We start from the raw sequence: 18,050 nt of genomic DNA, 5'->3' as shown, positions 1-18,050 counted from the left end.
CGCGCGAGGTCTTCTCGCGCGATGGCCGCGACGCGCCGGCCCGGCCGCACGGGGCGCCCGGCCGCGTCCCGCCGGTGCCCCCGCGCGAGCCGTCGGCATGATCGCGACCATCGTCGAGATGCTCGGCGGCTGGACCTGGTGGGTGCTCGGCCTGATCCTGCTCGGGATCGAGGTCCTGGCCCCGGGCTTCCTCTTCCTTTGGTTCGGGATCGCGGCGATCCTGATCGGCACCGGCGCGCTGTTCTTCGCGTGGCCGTGGCAGGCCCAGGTGATCGGCTTCGCCGTGCTTTCGGTGATCTCGGCGCTGATCGGGCGCCGGCTCATGGCGACGCGAGCCGTCGACGATTCGGAGCCGCGCCTCAACGAGCCGGCGGAGCGCTACCGGGGACGCGTCTTCGTGCTCGCCGAGCCGGTGGCGCAGGGGACCGGCCGTCTGCGCATCGACGATTCGGTCTGGCGGATCGCGGGACCGGACTGCCGCGCCGGCACCCGGGTCGAAATCGTGGGCGCGCGGGGTTCGACGCTTCTCTTCGAGCCGGTTGCGGCGGGGCCCGATGCGGCGGCCGCGCGGGACGGCTCTCCGGGAGCCTAAGCGACGCCGATGCGCAGGAGGTCGTGCAGGTGCACGATCCCGACCGGCTTGCGGTTCTCCACCACCATCAGCGCAGTGATCGAGGCCGAGTTCAGGCTTTCCAGGGCGCTCGCCGCGAGCGCGTCCGGGCCGATCGTACGCGGGCTGCGCGTCATCACCTCGTCGACGCGGCGGTTCAGGATGTCGCCGTTGAGATGCCGGCGCAAATCGCCGTCGGTGATGATCCCGACGAGGTTGTTCTGGCCGTCGACCACGCCGAGGCAGCCGAAGCCCTTCTGGCTGATCTGGATGATCGCCTCGCCCATCTTCATGCCGAGCGGCGCGAGCGGCAGCCGGTCGCCGGTATGCATGATGTCGCGGATATGCGTGAGGCTCGCCCCGAGACTGCCGCCGGGGTGGAAGGTGTGGAAATCGGCGGCGGTGAAGCCTCGCCGCTCCAGGAGCGCGATCGCGAGCGCATCGCCGAGCGCGAGCTGGATCAGCGCGGAGGTGGTCGGCGCGAGCCCGTGCGGGCAGGCCTCGTCCACCCGCGGCAGAATCAGCGCCACATCGGCCGCCTGCGCGAGCGTCGAATCGGCGCGTGACGTGATCGAGACGAGCGGAACGCGGAAGCGCCGCGAATAGAAGACGAGATTCTTCATCTCCGCCGTCTCGCCGGACCAGGAGAGCGCGATGACGGTGTCGGCGGCGGTCACCATGCCGAGGTCGCCGTGGCTCGCCTCGGCGGGGTGAAGGAAGAAGGCCGGGGTTCCGGTGGAGGCGAGGGTTGCCGCGATCTTCGCGCCGATATGCCCGCTCTTGCCCATCCCGCTCACGATCACCCGCCCGCTCGCCGCCTCGACGAGCGAACAGGCTTCCTCGAGCGCCGCGCCGAGATCGCCCGAGAGAGCCTGCTCGAGGGCGGCCAGTCCGAGCGTCTCGGTCCTCACCGTCCTCAGTGCCGCGTCCGCCGCCGGCGAGCGCGCGATATTCAGCTTAGAGCTCAATGCCATCCACGAGCTTCCTTTTTCCAATCGATTAGCACGGGGCCACCCCCGGAGGCGAGCGGATCGTCGAAGCGCGCCCGGAAACGTCCTCTTAACCATCTGCGTTTACGGATTGGAAAGGAGCCGGCCGGGCAGGCGGGCTCGGGGAGCGCCTTTCCAAGCCATGAGGCTGCGGACCATTGCAATCGCCGGCTCGCTGGTCGCCGCCGGGCTCGGCGGGTCCGCGGACGCCCAGTCGCCCGAGGTCGACTTCGTGCTGCGCGGGACGACCAGCCCGACCCTGCTCGGTCCCGATCCGGAAGCAACGGCCGCTCCGGCCGCCGAAGCCGATCCCGGCAGCCGCTCGGTCCCGTCCGCCGACGATCCGGTCGGTCAGCCGATGGCAGGTCCGCCGGCTCCAGACGTGCCGCCGCTCCCGCGCAGGGCCCTGCCGAACCGCGCCGAGGACGAGGAGGACCCGTTCGCGCCCGTCGGCGTCCGCCTCGGCACCTTCCTCATCCGGCCCTCGATCGAGATCGGCGTCTCCGCGAGCGACAATGCCAGCGTCACGCACGACAAGCGGGGCGGGGTGGGCGCGGTCGTCGCGCCGGACATCTCGATCGAATCCGACTGGTCGGAGCATTCCCTCACGGCGCGCCTGCAGGGCACCGAGATCTATTACGGCGACAAGGAGCTCGACGAGCGGAGCGGCTCGGCGGAGCTCCGGGGCCGCTTCGACCTCTCCAGTCGGACCGCGGTCGAGGCGGCGCTCGGCTACCGGATGACGCTCGACCGCTACACGGACCCGGACATCCCGGCCGGCGCGATCGAGCGTCCGGCCAACCACGTGCTCGATGCGGAGATCGGGGCCCGTCACAGCTTCAACCGGCTGACGCTTTCCGCCACCGGCCGGATCGAGCGCAGCCTCTATGAGGACGTCGCGCTCTCCGGCGGCGGAACGGCCTCGCGCGACGAACTGGACAATACCGACTACAGCCTCCGGCTGCGCGGAACCTACGAGGGCGACACGCTCTCCCCCTTCGTGGAATCCGCGCTGGGGCTGACCCGCTACGACGAGGCCCGGGACGATGAGGGCCTGCGCCGGGACACGCGCTGGGGCGAATTGCGCGGCGGCCTGCTCGTCGATCTCGGCCCGAAGCTCAATGGCGAGGTCTCGCTCGGCTATCGCCTCGAGGACGTGCGCGATCCGAAGCTCGAAAATCTCGGCGCCGTCGTCGCCGACGCCTCGCTGATGTGGTCGCCGCGGCGCCTGACGGAGGTGCGGCTCGACTTCGGCACCGACACGCAGCCGACCACGCTCTCCGGATCGAGCGGGTCGATCGTCTATTCCGGCACCCTCACGGTCTCGCGCGCGATGCGGCGCGCCCTCAAGGCGGAGGCCGGCGTCGGTCTCGACTACGAGCGGTTCACCGGCATCTCCCAGACCGAGACGACCTATCGCGGCTTCCTCGGCTTCACCTACGCCTTCAACCGTACCGTCGCGCTCGTCGGCCGCTACGAGTACGAGCGCGTCGACGGCAGCGGGCCGGATGCCGACGCGGCGGCGAACACGGTCAGCCTCCGCCTCCGGCTCCAGCGCTGATCACGAGCCGCCGTCGAAGCGGGCGAGGATCGCCCGCAGTTCGCTGCGGAAGGCCGGGGCGATGTCCGGACGCGCCAGCGCATAGGCGACGTTGGCCGCCAGGAAGCCGACCTTGGCACCGCAATCGTAGGTCGTCCCTTCGAAGCGCACCGCCGTGAAGCGCTGCGTCTGGAGCAGCTTCAGCATGGCGTCCGTGACCTGGATCTCCCCGCCGGCGCCCTGCTCCTGGGTGGAGAGGATGTCGAAGATCTCCGGCTGCAGGATATAGCGCCCGGAGATGATGAAGGTCGACGGCGCGTCCTCCGGCTTCGGCTTCTCCACCATGCCGGTGATCTCGAACCCCGTCTCGTCGGCCTCGCCGATTGCGACCACGCCATAGGAGCCGACCTGGTCGCGCGGCACCTCCTCGACGGCGATGACGTTGCCGCCGTGCTTCTCGTAGGCGCGCAGCATCTGCGACAGGCAGCCGACCTCGGCATGCATCAGCATGTCCGGGAGGAGCAGCGCGAACGGCTCGTTCCCGATGATGTCGCGCGCGCACCAGACCGCATGACCGAGCCCGAGCGGCGCCTGCTGGCGGGTGAAGCTCACGGTGCCGGCGGCCGGGAGGTCGCGCTGCAGCGCCTCGAGCTCCTTCACCTTGCCGCGCTCGCGCAGCGTCATCTCGAGCTCGACCTGGATGTCGAAGTGGTCGGCGATGACGGACTTGTTGCGGCCGCTCACGAAGACGCAATGCTCGATGCCGGCCTGGCGGGCTTCGTCGACGGCGTACTGGATGATCGGGCGGTCGACGACCGTCAGCATCTCCTTCGGCATGGCCTTCGTCGCAGGCAGGAACCGCGTCCCCAGTCCGGCGACCGGAAGGACAGCTTTACGAATTCGATTCACCACATCTAAGCCTTTCGTTTTCGTCACCGCCGACGCTCGGATACGGTACTTTCAAGCGGTCCGTCCAGAGACCCCCCGACACAGGTGAGCGGCAAGATGAACGTCCTGGTTACAGGCGGTGGCGGCTATATTGGCAGCCATATGGTCTGGGAATTGGTCGAACGCGGCGAGAAGGTCGTGGTCCTGGACGATCTTTCCACGGGCTTCGACTGGACCGTCGCGCCGCAGGCGGACCTCATCATCGGCGATGTCGGCGACCGCGTCCTCCTCGACCGCATCTTCCGCACCCGCGAGATCGATATCGTCTTCCACTTCGCGGGATCCGTGGTCGTGCCGGATTCAGTAGCCGATCCGCTCGGCTACTACCTCAACAACACGGCGAAGTCCCGCGAATTGCTGGCTGCCGCGATTTCGAACCGCGTGCCGAATTTCGTGTTCTCCTCCACCGCTGCCGTCTACGGGATCCCGGCGTCCGTTCCGGTCTTCGAGGACGCCCCGCTCGACCCGCTCTCCCCTTACGGCGCTTCGAAGGCGATGACGGAGCGCATGCTGGCGGACGCCGCCCGGGCCTACGACTTCCGCTATGTCGCGCTGCGCTACTTCAACGTCGCGGGCGCAGATCCGCGCGGCCGGACGGGGCAGGCGACGCGCGGCGCGACGCACCTCGTGAAGGTCGCGATCGAGGCCGCCACCGGCCAGCGCGACCATGTGGCCGTGTTCGGGACCGACTATCCGACCGGCGACGGCACCGGCGTGCGCGACTTCATCCATGTCACCGACCTCGTGAAGGCGCACGGCGCCGCGCTCGATCATCTTCGCGCCGGCGGCGACAGCCTGGTCCTGAACTGCGGCTACGGCCGGGGCTATTCGGTCCTCGAAGTGCTGGACGCCGTCCAGCGCGTCTCCGGCGCCACGCTCGACGTCCGGCCCCGCGCGCGCCGGGCGGGCGACATCCCGGTGATGGTCGCAGGTGCCGAGAAGGTCCGCCGCATCCTGGGCTGGCAGCCACGGTACGACGACATCGAGGTGATCGTCGAGCACGCGCTTGCCTGGGAGCGGCTCCTGATGCGGCGCGCGGCCGCCTAGCCTGAACGCATTCTTAACCGTCCCGTCGCCACCCTCGTCGTGCTAGAGGTGCTCTTCACGATCCGAGGCGAGGAATGGTTCTTCCGAAGACGCTCCGCGCGCTCTGCGCATTGTGCGTCCTGGTTCCGCTGACGGCTTCCGGCGCCGTCGCGGCCGACGGCGGGTTCTCCCGATGGGTTTCGGATTTCTGGCCGGCCGCCAGGTCCGCTGGCGTTTCCCGTGCCACCTTCGAGCGCGCGTTCCGCGGCGTCTCGCCGGATCCCGAGGTGCTGGAGAAGGCGCGCTACCAGCCCGAATTCGCGCAGCCGATTTGGACCTATCTCGCGCGCGCCGTCTCCGACGAGCGGATCGCGAACGGGCGCGCCATGCTCGAGCGCTATCGCGGCGTCCTCGACGCGATCGAGGGGACCTACAAGGTCGACCGCCACGTGCTGGTCGCCATATGGGGCATGGAATCCTCCTATGGCGAGGCGCTGACGAATCCGCGCATGGTGAAGCCGCTGATCCGCTCGCTCGCAACGCTTGCCTATGAGGACGAGCGGCGCGGCCGCTATGCCCGAACGCAGCTCGTCGCGGCCCTCAAGCTCCTCGAGCGCGGCGACGTCGATCCCGGCGGGCTCACCGGCTCATGGGCGGGCGCGATGGGCCATACCCAGTTCATCCCGACGACCTTCGAGGCCTATGGCGTCGATTTCGACGGCGACGGCCATCGCAACATCTGGCAGTCGCCCGCCGACGCGCTCGCCTCGGCCGCCAACTATCTGCACCGATCGGGCTGGGTTCCCGGCAAGACCTGGGGCTACGAGGTCGCGCTGCCGCGGGGCTTCGACTTCCGCCTGGCGGATTCGGAGACGGAGCTGACGCTCGCCGAATGGGAGCGCCGCGGCATCAGGCGCGTGAGCGCGCCCGCTTTTCCGCGGCCGGACGACTTGGCGATCCTGGTGCTGCCGGCGGGCGCGGAGGGGCCCGCCTTTCTCATGCTGCGCAACCATTTCGTGATCAGGCGCTACAACAACGCGCTCGCCTATGCGCTCGCCGTCGGCCATCTCGCGGACCGGCTGCGCGGCGGCGGCCCCTTCGAGCAGTCCTGGCCGGTCGCGCAGCGTCCGCTGAACGGGACGGAACGCGAGGAATTGCAACGTTTGCTCGCCGATGCGGGTTATTATGAGGGTTCGATCGACGGTCAGATCGGTCCCCGTTCTGTTGCCGCAATTCGGGCGTACCAGACCGCATCGGGACTGACGCCGGACGGACATGCCGCGGCGGATCTCCTCGATACGCTGCGCGGGGGCTAGGAGAGGCAAGGAGGATGAGATGGAGCGAACCGGCCGCACCCTCGCATTTCTCCTGACCGCCCTTTGTCTTGCCGCCGGCTTCGGACCGGCGCCCGCACTCGCGCAGGGGACGACGCGCTACGTCATCATCCAGGAGCCTCAGCCGCAGCGCCCGAACATCTTCCGGTTCCTGTTCGGCAACCGCCGCCAGCCGCCCCAGGTCGTGATCCAGGAACTGCCCCCCGATCCGCGCGGGCGGGTCTATGCGCCGGGCCAGCGCCGCCCGGCGCAGCAGGCGGCGCCCCGCAACTCCCGCACCAAGTCGGCCCGCACCCGGCCGCAGCGGAGCGCGCCCGCCGCCACCCGGACGGCCGTCGCGCCGCCCAAGCCGGTCGTGACCACCCCAAAGGACGACGATGCCAAGCGTGTCCTGGTGGTCGGCGACTTCATGGCGAAGGGCCTGGCGAACGGCCTGGAGGAGGCCTTCGCGGAAGAGCCGAAGATCGTCGTGATCGACGGCACCAACGGCTCGTCCGGTCTTGTGCGCGACGATTATTACGACTGGGCGGCCGAGCTGCCGAAAACGATCGAATCCGAGAAGCCCGACGCCATCGTCATGATGGTCGGCAGCAACGACCGCCAGCCGATAAGGACCGACAAGGGCTCGCTCGCCCATGGCGGCGAGGGATGGCTGGAGGCCTATGGCGACCGGGTCGAGACGGTGGCGAAGGTGCTCCTCGCGAGCGACAAGCCGGTCTTCTGGGTCGGGCTGCTGCCCGTCCGCTCGTCCGCCATGTCGCGCGACTACAGCGAGCTCAACAGCACGCTCCGCGAGAAGCTGGAGCCGACTGCGATCAGCTTCGTGGACGTCTGGAACGGCTTTGCCGACGAAAATGGCGGCTATGTCGCCTCCGGGCCGGACATGAACGGCCAGACCGTGCAGCAGCGGACCGGCGACGGGCTCAACCTGACCGGCGCGGGCCAGCGCAAGCTCGCCTTCTTCGTGGAACGCGACCTGCAGCGGCTGCTTCTCGGCGGCGATGCGGTCGCGGCCCTGCCGCAGCCCGGAGCGGCCGCCCTGCTGGGCGAGTCCGCGCCGGGCGAGGAGAGCGGCATGCCGGCCGAGGCGGCCGCGCCGGCCGCTCCGAAGGAGGTCATCTCGCCGATGGCGTCGGTCGACGTGCTTCCCGTCGTCCCGGGCGAGAGCCTCTCCGGCGGGTCGCACGCCCTAGCCGGAGAGCGTCCGGGCAAGGTCGAGGTCGTGGGCGAGCGCTCGAGCGGGGCGATCCCGGCCGGCCGCGTCGACAATTACGCATGGCCGCCGGGCCGCTGACGGGGTCGGGCCGTCCTCAGACGGGCAGGACGGTCCTGCCCATCAGCGCCAGGTCGATCGAGCGGGCGGCCTGGCGGCCTTCCCGGATCGCCCAGACCACGAGCGACTGCCCGCGCCGGACGTCGCCCGCCGCGAAGAGCTTGTCCACGCTCGTCCGGTAGCTCTTCTCGTCGGCCGCGATGTTGGTCCGCCGGTCGGCCGCAAGCCGGTCGCCGAGCTCCTGCGCGAACGTGTCCTGCCGGGGGCCGGCGAACCCGATCGCGATGAAGGCGAGATCCGCCTTGATCACGAACTCGCTGCCCTCGATCGGCTGGCGCTTCTCGTCGACCCGGGCGCATTTCACGCCCGTCAGCCTGCCGTTGCGGCCGACGAATTCGAGCGTCGCGGCCTGGAACTCGCGCTCGGCACCCTCCGCCTGGCTGGAGGAGGTGCGCATCTTGGTCGGCCAGTAGGGCCAGATCAGCCCCTTGTTCTCGTGCTTCGGCGGCATCGGCCGGATGTCGAGCTGCGTCACGGAGAGCGCGCCCTGGCGGAAGGCGGTGCCGATGCAGTCCGACGCGGTGTCGCCGCCGCCCACCACGATCACGTTCTTCCGCCCCGCCCAGATCTCGTCCGGGGAGCCGCGGTCCGGCACCTTCTCGCCGCCGAGGCGCCGGTTCGACTGGACGAGGTAGGGCATGGCGTAATGGACGCCGTCGAGCTCGACCCCGCCGATGCCGGGATCGCGCGGCCGCTCGGCGCCCGTCGCGAGCAGCACGGCGTCATGCCCGTCGATCAGCTCCTGCAGCGGCCTGTTGAACCCGATGTCGGCACCGTAGTGGAACTGCACGCCTTCGGCCTGCATCTGCGCGACGCGGCGATCGATGTGGTGCTTCTCCATCTTGAAGTCGGGGATGCCGTAGCGAAGCAGGCCGCCCGCCTTCGGTTCCCGCTCGAAGACGTGGACGTCGTGGCCGGCGCGGGCGAGCTGCTGCGCGGCGGCGAGGCCGGCCGGGCCGGAGCCGACGACGGCGACGCGCCTGCCGGTCTTCGCTTCCGGCGGCTCCGGCCTGATGAGGCCGAGCTGCCAGGCCTTGTCGGCGATCGCCTGCTCGATCGTCTTGATGGTGACCGGCATGTCCTCGAGGTTGAGCGTGCACGCCTCCTCGCACGGCGCCGGGCAGATCCGGCCCGTGAACTCCGGGAAGTTGTTGGTCGAATGCAGGTTGCGCGCGGCCTCCTCCCAGTCGTTCTGGTAGACGAGGTCGTTCCAGTCCGGAATCTGGTTGTGGACGGGGCAGCCCGTCGGCCCGTGGCAGTACGGAATGCCGCAATCCATGCAGCGCGCCGCCTGCCGCCGGAGCTCTCCTTCCGGCAGCGGGAGGACGAACTCGCGGAAGTGCCGGACCCTGTCCGAGGCCGGCTGGTATCGTTGCTCCTGGCGGTCGATCTCCAGGAAGCCGGTCACCTTGCCCATCTCTGCCTCCTGCTATTCGGCCGCCGCCGCCGTCGTCATCCGCGCCCGCTCCATCTCCTGGAGCGCCCGCCGGTATTCCACCGGCATCACCTTCACGAATTTCGGCCGGTACTCCGTCCAGTTGTCGAGAATGTGCCGCGCCCGTGCGGATCCCGTGTAGTGCAGGTGGTTCTGGATGAGCGTCAGGAGCCGCTCCTGGTCGTGGTGCGACATGTCGGAGGTGACGTCGACCCGGCCGTGGAACTCGATGTCGCCGCCGTGATGGTGGAGCTGCTCCAAGAGGTCGTCCTCCTCCGGCACGGGCTCGAGCTCGACCATCGCGAGGTTGCAGCGCGAGGCGAAGCGGCCGTCCTCGTCGAGCACGTAGGCGATGCCGCCCGACATGCCGGCCGCGAAGTTGCGCCCGGTCTCGCCGATCACGACCACCACGCCGCCCGTCATGTACTCGCAGCCGTGATCCCCGACGCCCTCGACCACCGCGACCGCGCCGGAATTGCGGACCGCAAAGCGCTCGCCGGCGATGCCGGCGAAGTAGCACTCGCCCTCGACCGCGCCGTAGAGCACGGTGTTGCCCACGATGATGCTCTTCGACGGCTCGATGGCGGTCTTCGCCGGCGGCCGGACCACGAGCCGGCCTCCCGAGAGGCCCTTGCCGACATAGTCGTTGGCGTCGCCCTCGAGGTCGATCGAAATGCCGTTCGCGAGGAAGGCCCCGAGCGACTGGCCGGCCGTGCCGGTCAGCTTCAGCACGATCGTGTCCTCAGGCAGGCCCTGATGGCCGTAGCGCTTGGCCACCTCGCCGGAGAGCATCGCGCCGACCGAGCGGTCGACGTTGCGCACCGGGCTCGCGAGCACCACGGGCTGCCGGCCCTCGAGCGCGGGCTCCGCCTGCGCGATCAGGCTCCGGTCGAGAACGTCGTCGATCGGATGCTTCTGCCGCTCCGTGTGCTTCAGCTTCTCCACCGCCGCCTGCGGCTTGTGGAACACCTTCGAGAAATCGAGGCCGCGGCCCTTCCAGTAGTCGACGAGCGGCCGCGTCTGCAGCCGTTCGCTCTGGCCGATGATCTCGTCGAAGCTGCGCGCGCCCATCGCCGCGAGATATTCGCGGACCTCCTCTGCGACGTAGAAGAAGTAGTTGATCACATGCTCCGGCGCGCCGCGGAAGCGCTTGCGGAGCACCGGATCCTGGCTCGCCACGCCGACCGGGCAGGTGTTCAGGTGGCACTTGCGCATCATGATGCAGCCGGTGGCGATCAGCGGCGCGGTCGCGAAGCCGAACTCGTCCGCTCCGAGGAGCGCGCCGACGATCACGTCGCGGCCGGTGCGCAGCCCGCCGTCGACCTGCAGCGCGATGCGCGAGCGCAGCCCGTTCTCGACCAGCGTCTGCTGGGTTTCCGCAAGACCCATCTCCCAGGGCGAGCCGGCATGCTTGATGGAGGTGAGGGGGCTCGCGCCCGTGCCGCCCTCGTAGCCGGCGATCGTTATGTGGTCGGCGCGCGCCTTGGCGACGCCGGCGGCGACGGTGCCGACGCCGACCTCGGAGACGAGCTTCACGGAGACGTCCGCCGTCGGGTTGACGTTCTTCAGGTCGAAGATCAGCTGCGCCAGATCCTCGATCGAATAGATGTCGTGGTGCGGCGGCGGCGAGATCAGCCCGACGCCCGGCGTCGAGTGCCGGACCTTGGCGATCACGGCGTCGACCTTGTGGCCGGGCAGCTGGCCGCCTTCGCCGGGCTTTGCGCCCTGCGCCATCTTGATCTGCATCTGGTCGGCATTGACGAGGTACTCGGCGGTCACGCCGAACCGGCCCGAGGCGATCTGCTTAATCGCCGAGCGCTTGGAATCGCCGTTCGGCAGCGGCCGGAAGCGGTCCGCCTCCTCGCCGCCCTCGCCGGTGTTGGAGCGTCCGCCGATCCGGTTCATCGCGATCGCGAGCGTCTCGTGCGCCTCCTTGGAGATGGCGCCGAAGCTCATCGCACCGGTCGAGAAGCGCTTCACGATCTCGGCGGCGGGCTCGACCTCCTCGATCGGCACGCGCGGAATGCCGAAATCCTCCGCCGCGCTGATCTCGAACAGGCTGCGGATCGTCAGCCCGCGCGCGGACGCGCCGTCGATCAGCTCCGCGAACTGCTTGTAGGTCTCGAAGCTCGAGCCTCGCACGGCGTGCTGGAGGAGGGCGACCGCATCGGGCGACCAGACGTGCTCCTCGCCGCGGACGCGGTACATGTACTCGCCGCCCACCTCCAGCGAGCGCCTCAGCACCGGGTCGGCGCTGAACGCCTTCACGTGCCGCCGCAGCGTCTCCTCCGCGATCTCCTTGAGGCCGATGCCCTCGATCGTCGTCGCGGTGCCGAAGAAGAACCGCTCGACGAAGGCCGAGGACAGCCCGACCGCGTCGAAGATCTGCGCGCCGCAATAGGACTGGTAGGTCGAGATGCCCATCTTGGACATGACCTTCAGGATGCCCTTGCCGATCGACTTGATGTAGCGCTGCACGACCTCGTTCGGGTCGACCATGTTCGGGAAGGCGCCGTCGGCATGCATCGCCGCCAGCGTCTCGAAGGCGAGATACGGGTTGATCGCCTCCGCGCCATAGCCGGCGAGCACGCAGAAATGGTGGATCTCGCGCGCTTCCCCGGTCTCCACCACGAGGCCGACCGAGGTCCTGAGCCCCTTCCGGATGAGGTGGTTGTGGACCGCCGCGGTGGCGAGCAGCGCCGGGATGGCGATCCGTCCCTCGCCGATCAGCCGGTCGGAGAGGATGATGATGTTGTAGCCGTCGAGCACCGCCCGCTCGGCCCGCTGGCAGAGCCGGTCGATCGCCGCCTCCATGCCCGCCGCGCCGTGCTCCGCCAGATACGTGATGTCGAGCGTCTTGGTCTGGAACTGGTTGTCGGCAATGTCCCCGATCGCGCGGATCTTCTCGAGATCCGCGTTGGAGAGGATCGGCTGGCGCACCTCGAGCCGCTTCTGCTCGGAGAGGCCCTTGAGGTCGAAGAGGTTCGGCCGCGGTCCGATGAAGGAGACGAGGCTCATCACGATCTCCTCGCGGATCGGATCGATCGGCGGGTTCGTGACCTGCGCGAAGTTCTGCTTGAAATAGGTGTAGAGCAGCTTCGGCTTGTTGGAGAGCACTGAGACGGGCGTGTCGGTTCCCATCGAGCCGACCGCCTCCTGGCCGGTAACGGCCATCGGCGCCATCAGGAGCTTCAGGTCCTCCTGCGAGTAGCCGAAGGCCTGCTGGCGGTCGAGGAGCGAGGCGGTGGTGCCCGGCGGCCGGGAGCCGACGTCCTGCATGTCCTCGAGCACGATCTGGGTGCGCGCGACCCATTCGCGATAGGGGTTGGCGGTCGCGAGCTGCGCCTTCAGCTCCGAATCGGCGATGATCCGGCCTTCCTGCAGGTCGATCAGCAGCATGCGGCCGGGCTGGAGCCGCCACTTGGTGACGATCTCCTCCTCCGGCACCGGCAGCACGCCGACCTCGGAGGCCATGATCACGAGATCGTCCCGGGTGACGACGTAGCGTGCCGGCCTCAGCCCGTTGCGGTCGAGCGTGGCGCCGATCTGCCGGCCGTCGGTGAACGCGACGGCCGCCGGCCCGTCCCAGGGCTCCATCAGGGCGGCGTGGTACTCGTAGAAGGCGCGCCGGTCCTCGTCCATCAGCGGGTTGCCCGCCCAGGCCTCGGGGATGAGCATCATCGCGGCATGGGCGAGGGGATAGCCGCCCATGACCAGGAACTCGAGCGCGTTGTCGAAGCAGGCGGTGTCCGACTGCCCCTCGTAGGAGATCGGCCAGAGCTTGCCGATGTCATCGCCGAAGAGCGGCGAGGAGACCGAGGCCTGCCGCGCGGCCATCCAGTTCACGTTGCCGCGCAGCGTGTTGATCTCGCCGTTATGCGCGACCATCCGGTACGGATGGGCGAGCCGCCAGGACGGGAAGGTGTTGGTCGAGAAGCGCTGATGGACGAGCGCGAGCGCCGAGCGGAACCGCTCGTCGTGGAGGTCGCGGTAATAGGCGCCGAGCTGGTAGGCGAGGAACATGCCCTTGTAGACGACGGTCCGGCTCGACAGCGAGACGACGTAGAAGCCGTTGTCGCGGCCCGCGGTCTCCGCATAGATCGTGTTGGAGATCACCTTGCGCAGGACGAAGAGGCGCCGCTCGAAGGTGTCGCCCGGCTCGGCGTCGCCGCGGGCGATGAAGACCTGCCGGTGCACGGGCTCGCTCGCGACGATGTCGGGCGCCTGCGACAGGCAGGAATTGTCGACCGGGACGGTCCGCCAGCCGATGAGGCGCTGGCCCTCGGCCGCGATGACGCGCTCCACCACCTCCTCGCAATGCCGGCGGATCGTCTCGTCCTGCGGCATGAAGATGTAGCCGACGCCGTATTCGCCCGGCTCCGGCAAAGCGAAGCCGAGCGCCTCCGCCTCGGCGGCGAAGAAGTCGTGCGGGATCTGGGTCAGGATGCCGGCGCCGTCGCCGACGAGCGGGTCGGCGCCGACGGCGCCGCGATGCGTCAGGTTCTCCAGGATCTGGAGCCCGTCCTCGACGATCCTGTGCGACTGCTCGCCCCGCATATGCGCGATGAAGCCGACGCCGCAGGAATCGCGGTCGTTGCGGCGGTCATAGAGGCCCGCGGGCGCGGCGGCCGCGGGTCGCGTCGTCGCAGCGGCGCGCTTGGCGGCGGCGCGGGCTGCCGCCGCGTGCTTCGCTCTCCATGCTTCTGCCGTCATCCGCGCGCTCATGCCGTCCTCACCACGCCTGGTGCAATCGAATGGGTCCGGTCGCCCGCGACCGCCCGTCCTGAACGGCGCCGAGCGGTCCGGTCTCTCGGGTTTGTCGGCCGGCAGGCATGGCCGATCGGGCGATGTGCGCCCTCGACCGCTCCTCCCGCAACCTTTTCCGCCGGCCACGCTCGACCCTCTAACATAGATCGGGAGGAGCGTCCGGTCAGGTCTGGAAGCTGCCGGCAAATTAGGACAGTATGACTGTCCTTTCTCGTCACAATGCCAAAATTTCGCCGTGACGGCAAGTGCCGCGGATGCCGGCTTCACGAACGGGTCGCGCGCGGCGCGCAGGCCCGCGACCGGACCGGCCGAACCGCTCACGCCAGGGTGAATCCGACGTGTCGCACATTCGCGCACAAGTCATTTCCAGTTCACCTCGCTTCGTATCAAGTGTTGTGACGCCCGCTGCGAGCAGATTCATCCAGGCGGGCGGCAACGAGACTTGTGAGGGAATGGGATCATGTCGAACATCACGCGCTCCATGTCGGGATTGGCGCTGGCCGGTGCAGTGGCGGCGGCGGTCGGCGCTGCTGCATTGCCGGGCACCGGGCAGGCGCAGGAGACGGCGAAGGAGAAGTGCTTCGGGGTGGCGCTGAAGGGACAGAACGACTGCGCGGCCGGGCCGGGCACGACCTGCCAGGGAACCTCGCGCGTCGACTATCAGGGCAATTCCTGGAAGTACGTCGCGAAGGGAACCTGCATGACCATGGAGCTGCCGGGCGGCCGGCACGGATCGCTGATGGCGCTGAAGCGCGATCTTCCGAAGGCCTGAGCCGGAACGGTCGGGAGGCACGCCCGTGAACCCTGGACATCCGACCGCCGGGCTGCCGCTTCGCGCCGGTCTCGGCCTGAAGCTGGAGCATGCCCGGACCATCCTCGAGGAGGAGGCCGATATCGGCTTCTTCGAGGTCCATCCGGAGAACTACATGGGCGCGGGCGGGCCTCCCCACCGCTATCTCGCGGCGATCGCGGAGCGCTATCCGCTGTCGCTGCACGGCGTCGGCCTCTCGATCGGCTCGCCGCGGCCGCTCGACCGCGATCACCTCGCGCGGCTGAAGCATCTCGTCGGGCGCTACCGGCCGGCGAGCTTTTCCGAGCACCTCGCCTGGTCCACGCACGATGTCGGCTACCTGAACGACCTCCTGCCGCTGCCCTACACGGAGGAGACCGCCCGCGCGGTGGCCGCCCACGTGGCGGAGGTGCAGGACGTGCTCGGCCGGCGCATCCTCATCGAGAATCCGGCCACCTACGTCGCCTTCGCGGCGACGACGATGGAGGAGACGGACTTCCTTGCCGAAATCGTCGCGCGGACCGGCTGCGGCCTTCTCCTCGACGTCAACAACGTGTTCGTCAGCGCGACCAATCACGGCTTCGATCCCGTCGCCTATCTCGACGCCTTCCCGGTGGCGCATGTCGGCGAGGTCCATCTCGCCGGGCATGCCGCCGAGAACGAGGACGGGGAGCTGCTTCTGGTCGACACGCACGACCGGCCGGTGGCGGACCCGGTATGGGACCTCTACGAGCACCTCCTCGCCCGCGCGGGAGCGCTGCCGACCCTGATCGAATGGGATTCGAACCTGCCGGACTGGCCCGTCCTCGCGGCCCAGGCGGAGCAGGCGGAGCGGATCATGGTCCGCAGATTGCAGGCGCCCTCCCGTGTCGCCGCTCGCTGACCTCCAGCACGGCTTCGTCCGCGCCCTCCTCGATCCGGACGAGCCGCCCCCGCCGGGCCTTGCCGCCGGCGCCGCGCCGGGCGCGGAACGCCGCTTCGCCGTCTACCGCAACAACGTCGCCGTCGGTCTCGTGAATGCGCTCCGCGCCGCCTATCCGGCCGTCGAGCGGATCGTCGGCGAAGCGTTCTTCGCCGCCGCGGCGCGGGCCTATTCCGGCACGCATTTCCCGGCGCGGCCGGTCCTGATCGACTACGGCGAGGCATTTCCGGAGTTTCTGGAGACGTTCCCGCCGGCGCGCCGGCATCGCTATCTCGCCGACGTGGCCCGCCTCGAGCGGGCGCGGCTTGCGGCCTACCACGCGGCCGACAGGCCGCCGCTCCCGCCGGCGCGGCTTGCCGAGGTCGCGCCGGATGCGCTCGCCGGGCTCGTGCTGGTGCTCCATCCGAGCGCGCGCGTGCTGCGGTCGCGCTTCCCCGTGCTGACGGTCTGGTCGATGAACGCCGGAATCCTGGACCCGGCGCCGGTCGATTTCGGACGGGCGGAGGACGTCCTCGTCTTCCGGCCCGACTGGGAGGTCGAGGTCCGCCTGCTCTCCCCCGGCGCGGCCGTCTTCGTGGAGGCCCTCGGGCGCGGGTGCCGCCTGGGCGAGGCCGCCGCGCGCGCCGGTGGCGAGCCCGGCTTCGATCTCGGCGCGGTCCTGGCCGATTGCCTGTCGGCCGGACTCTTTTGCGATCTGAATCTCGGCGAGGAGGAGGAAGACCGATGAGCCATGCGATGGCCGGGAGCCGGTCCGCCGGCGGTGCGATCGAGCGCTTTGCCGAGCTCTGGCGGCGCTTCTCCGCGGCGGCGGCCGCGATCCCGGCGAGCCTGCCCCTCCTCGGGCTGCGCCTCGCCGTCGCGATCCCGTTCTGGAAATCCGGCATGCTGAAATGGGACGGGTTCCTCCGCCTCAGCGACACGGCGGTCCTGCTCTTCCGGGAGGAGTTCCGGCTGCATATCTTCGGCGCAGCCTATGCCTATCCGGCGCCCGCCCTCTTCGCGTTCGGCGCCGGGATCGCGGAAGTGCTGTTCTCGACCCTTCTCGTCCTGGGGCTTGCGACGCGCGCGGCCGCGCTGAGCCTTCTCGTCATGACCGGGATCATCCAGCTCACGGTGCCCGACGGCTGGCAGACCTACCATCTGCCCTGGGCGGCGATGCTGCTTGCGATCCTGGCCTACGGGCCCGGCCGGATCTCGGCGGATTGCCTCCTGCGCCGGCTCGCCGGCTGAGCGGGACTTTTCACGCGCAGGCGAGGGGTCTAAGCCTCGCGCGATGAATTTCGCGAGCGACAACTGGGCGGGCGCCGCCCCGGAGATCCTGGAGGCGGTGCGCCGCGAGGCGGTCCGCTACGGGCCGGCCTACGGCGTGAGCGATCTCGATCGCCGGGTCGAGAGCCTCTTCGACACGCTCTTCGAGCGCAAGGTGGCGGCCTTCGCCGTCGCGACGGGAACCGCGGCGAACGCCATCTCGCTCGCCGCCCTCAGCCGGCCCGGCGGCGTCGTGCTCTGCCATTCCGGCAGCCACATCCTCGAGGACGAATGCGGCGCGGTCGAGTTCCAGACCGGGGGAGGCCGCCTCATGCCGGTCGGCGGCCCGGCCGGCAAGCTGGACATCGCGGAGCTCGAGCGGGCGCTCGACCGCTTCTCGCCCGAATTCGTCCATGCCGGCCAGCCGATGGCGGTCAGCATCACCCAGGCGACGGAATCGGGGACGGTCTATTCGGTCGACGAGGTCGCCCGGATCTGCGCCTCGGCCCGGGCGCGGGGCCTGCCGGTCCACATGGACGGCTCGCGTTTCGCCAATGCGGTCGCCCGGCTCGGCTGCGCGCCGGCGGACCTCACCTGGCGCGCGGGCGTGGACGTGCTCTCCTTCGGGGGAACCAAGAACGGCTGCCTCTTCGCGGAGGCCGTGATCGTGTTCGATCCCGGCCGCGCGCACGACGTGCCCTATCTCCGCAAGCGCGCCGGCCAGCTCTTCTCGAAGACGCGGCTCGTGGCGGCCCAGCTCGAGGCCTATCTCGAGGGCGACCGCTGGCTCGCCTTCGCGCGCCACGCCAACGGCATGGCGGACCGCCTGCGCGCCGGCATCGCCGCGGCGCCGCGCTCCCGCCTCGGCTGGCCTTCCGAGGCGAACGAGCTCTTCGCGGTGCTGAAGAAGGCGGACGCCGCCCGGCTGCGGGAGGCGGGCGCGACGTTCTACGACTGGCATCCGCCTGCCGACGGCTCGGTGCCGCTCGCCGGGGACGAGGGCCTCTACCGGCTGGTGACGAGCTTCGCGACAACCGATGCGGAGGTCGATGCGTTCCTCGCCGCTCTCGGCTGAAACGCAAAGCGCCCCGCGATCGCGGGGCGCTCG

Annotated in this window: 14 protein-coding genes; 10 read left to right on the top strand and 4 right to left on the bottom strand. The window is 69.7% G+C overall.

The features are described from left to right. The first annotated feature begins 97 nt into the window (after positions 1–97). The gene (locus tag E4O86_RS13690) at positions 98–592 is read left to right on the top strand and encodes an NfeD family protein (RefSeq protein ID WP_161141109.1); all 495 of its coding nucleotides are present in this window, start codon (positions 98–100) and stop codon (positions 590–592) included. On the opposite strand, the gene E4O86_RS13685 is transcribed toward E4O86_RS13690, so the two are convergent. Further along, positions 589–1,584, bottom strand: coding sequence for a KpsF/GutQ family sugar-phosphate isomerase (locus E4O86_RS13685; protein WP_161141108.1), 996 nt, complete (start codon positions 1,582–1,584; stop codon positions 589–591). The two genes, E4O86_RS13690 and E4O86_RS13685, sit on opposite strands and share 4 nt — an antisense overlap. 157 nt (positions 1,585–1,741) lie before the next feature. Here E4O86_RS13685 and E4O86_RS13680 point away from each other — a divergent pair, with 157 nt between their 5' ends. After that, positions 1,742–3,160: an outer membrane beta-barrel protein gene (locus tag E4O86_RS13680; protein ID WP_161141107.1), complete on the top strand. Its 1,419-nt coding sequence runs from the start codon at positions 1,742–1,744 to the stop codon at positions 3,158–3,160. On the opposite strand, the gene galU is transcribed toward E4O86_RS13680, so the two are convergent. Next, a complete protein-coding gene (gene galU / locus E4O86_RS13675; RefSeq protein ID WP_161141106.1) occupies positions 3,161–4,048 on the bottom strand; it encodes a UTP--glucose-1-phosphate uridylyltransferase GalU in 888 nt (295 codons plus the stop codon). It abuts the gene before it with no gap. A gap of 96 nt (positions 4,049–4,144) precedes the next feature. Between galU and galE the strand changes: the two genes are divergently transcribed. The 3 genes from galE (at position 4,145) to E4O86_RS13660 (ending at position 7,741) form a co-directional block, all read left to right on the top strand. Next, positions 4,145–5,134: a UDP-glucose 4-epimerase GalE gene (gene galE / locus E4O86_RS13670; RefSeq protein ID WP_161141105.1), complete on the top strand. Its 990-nt coding sequence runs from the start codon at positions 4,145–4,147 to the stop codon at positions 5,132–5,134. A gap of 74 nt (positions 5,135–5,208) precedes the next feature. Then, the gene (locus E4O86_RS13665; RefSeq protein WP_161141104.1) at positions 5,209–6,429 is read left to right on the top strand and encodes a lytic murein transglycosylase; all 1,221 of its coding nucleotides are present in this window, start codon (positions 5,209–5,211) and stop codon (positions 6,427–6,429) included. Positions 6,430–6,448: 19 nt separating this feature from the next. After that, the gene (locus E4O86_RS13660) at positions 6,449–7,741 is read left to right on the top strand and encodes a DUF459 domain-containing protein (protein WP_161141103.1); all 1,293 of its coding nucleotides are present in this window, start codon (positions 6,449–6,451) and stop codon (positions 7,739–7,741) included. A gap of 16 nt (positions 7,742–7,757) precedes the next feature. Here E4O86_RS13660 and E4O86_RS13655 read toward each other — a convergent pair whose 3' ends face one another. Together E4O86_RS13655 and gltB are read right to left on the bottom strand one after the other, a co-directional pair. Continuing rightward, entirely contained in the window at positions 7,758–9,197 is a 1,440-nt protein-coding gene (locus tag E4O86_RS13655) for a glutamate synthase subunit beta (RefSeq protein ID WP_161141102.1), read from the bottom strand. A 12-nt stretch (positions 9,198–9,209) separates the two neighbouring features. Continuing rightward, positions 9,210–13,928 (bottom strand): glutamate synthase large subunit, encoded by a 4,719-nt coding sequence (gltB, locus tag E4O86_RS13650; RefSeq protein WP_161141101.1) that lies wholly within the window; start codon positions 13,926–13,928, stop codon positions 9,210–9,212. Positions 13,929–14,442: 514 nt separating this feature from the next. Between gltB and E4O86_RS13645 the strand changes: the two genes are divergently transcribed. The 5 genes from E4O86_RS13645 to E4O86_RS13625 are packed head-to-tail and all read left to right on the top strand — an operon-like array spanning position 14,443 to position 18,017. Beyond that, on the top strand, positions 14,443–14,754 hold the full coding sequence (locus tag E4O86_RS13645) for a BufA1 family periplasmic bufferin-type metallophore (protein WP_161141100.1): 312 nt from the start codon (positions 14,443–14,445) through the stop codon (positions 14,752–14,754). A gap of 25 nt (positions 14,755–14,779) precedes the next feature. Next, entirely contained in the window at positions 14,780–15,655 is an 876-nt protein-coding gene (gene bufB, locus E4O86_RS13640) for an MNIO family bufferin maturase (RefSeq protein WP_161141099.1), read from the top strand. Next, complete coding sequence (locus E4O86_RS13635) at positions 15,639–16,421, top strand: HvfC/BufC family peptide modification chaperone (protein ID WP_161141098.1); 783 nt, start codon at positions 15,639–15,641, stop codon at positions 16,419–16,421. Before bufB ends, E4O86_RS13635 begins: the two co-directional genes overlap by 17 nt. After that, a complete protein-coding gene (locus tag E4O86_RS13630; protein WP_161141097.1) occupies positions 16,418–16,924 on the top strand; it encodes a DoxX family protein in 507 nt (168 codons plus the stop codon). Before E4O86_RS13635 ends, E4O86_RS13630 begins: the two co-directional genes overlap by 4 nt. Positions 16,925–16,967: 43 nt before the next feature. Then, a complete protein-coding gene (locus tag E4O86_RS13625; protein ID WP_161141096.1) occupies positions 16,968–18,017 on the top strand; it encodes a threonine aldolase family protein in 1,050 nt (349 codons plus the stop codon). The last annotated feature ends 33 nt before the right edge of the window (positions 18,018–18,050 follow it).

Source organism: Propylenella binzhouense (assembly GCF_009866965.1).
GTDB lineage: Bacteria > Pseudomonadota > Alphaproteobacteria > Rhizobiales > Afifellaceae > Propylenella > Propylenella binzhouense.
The sequence above is the reverse complement of the archived record's forward strand: the minus strand, read 5'-3'. Positions and strand labels throughout refer to the sequence as shown.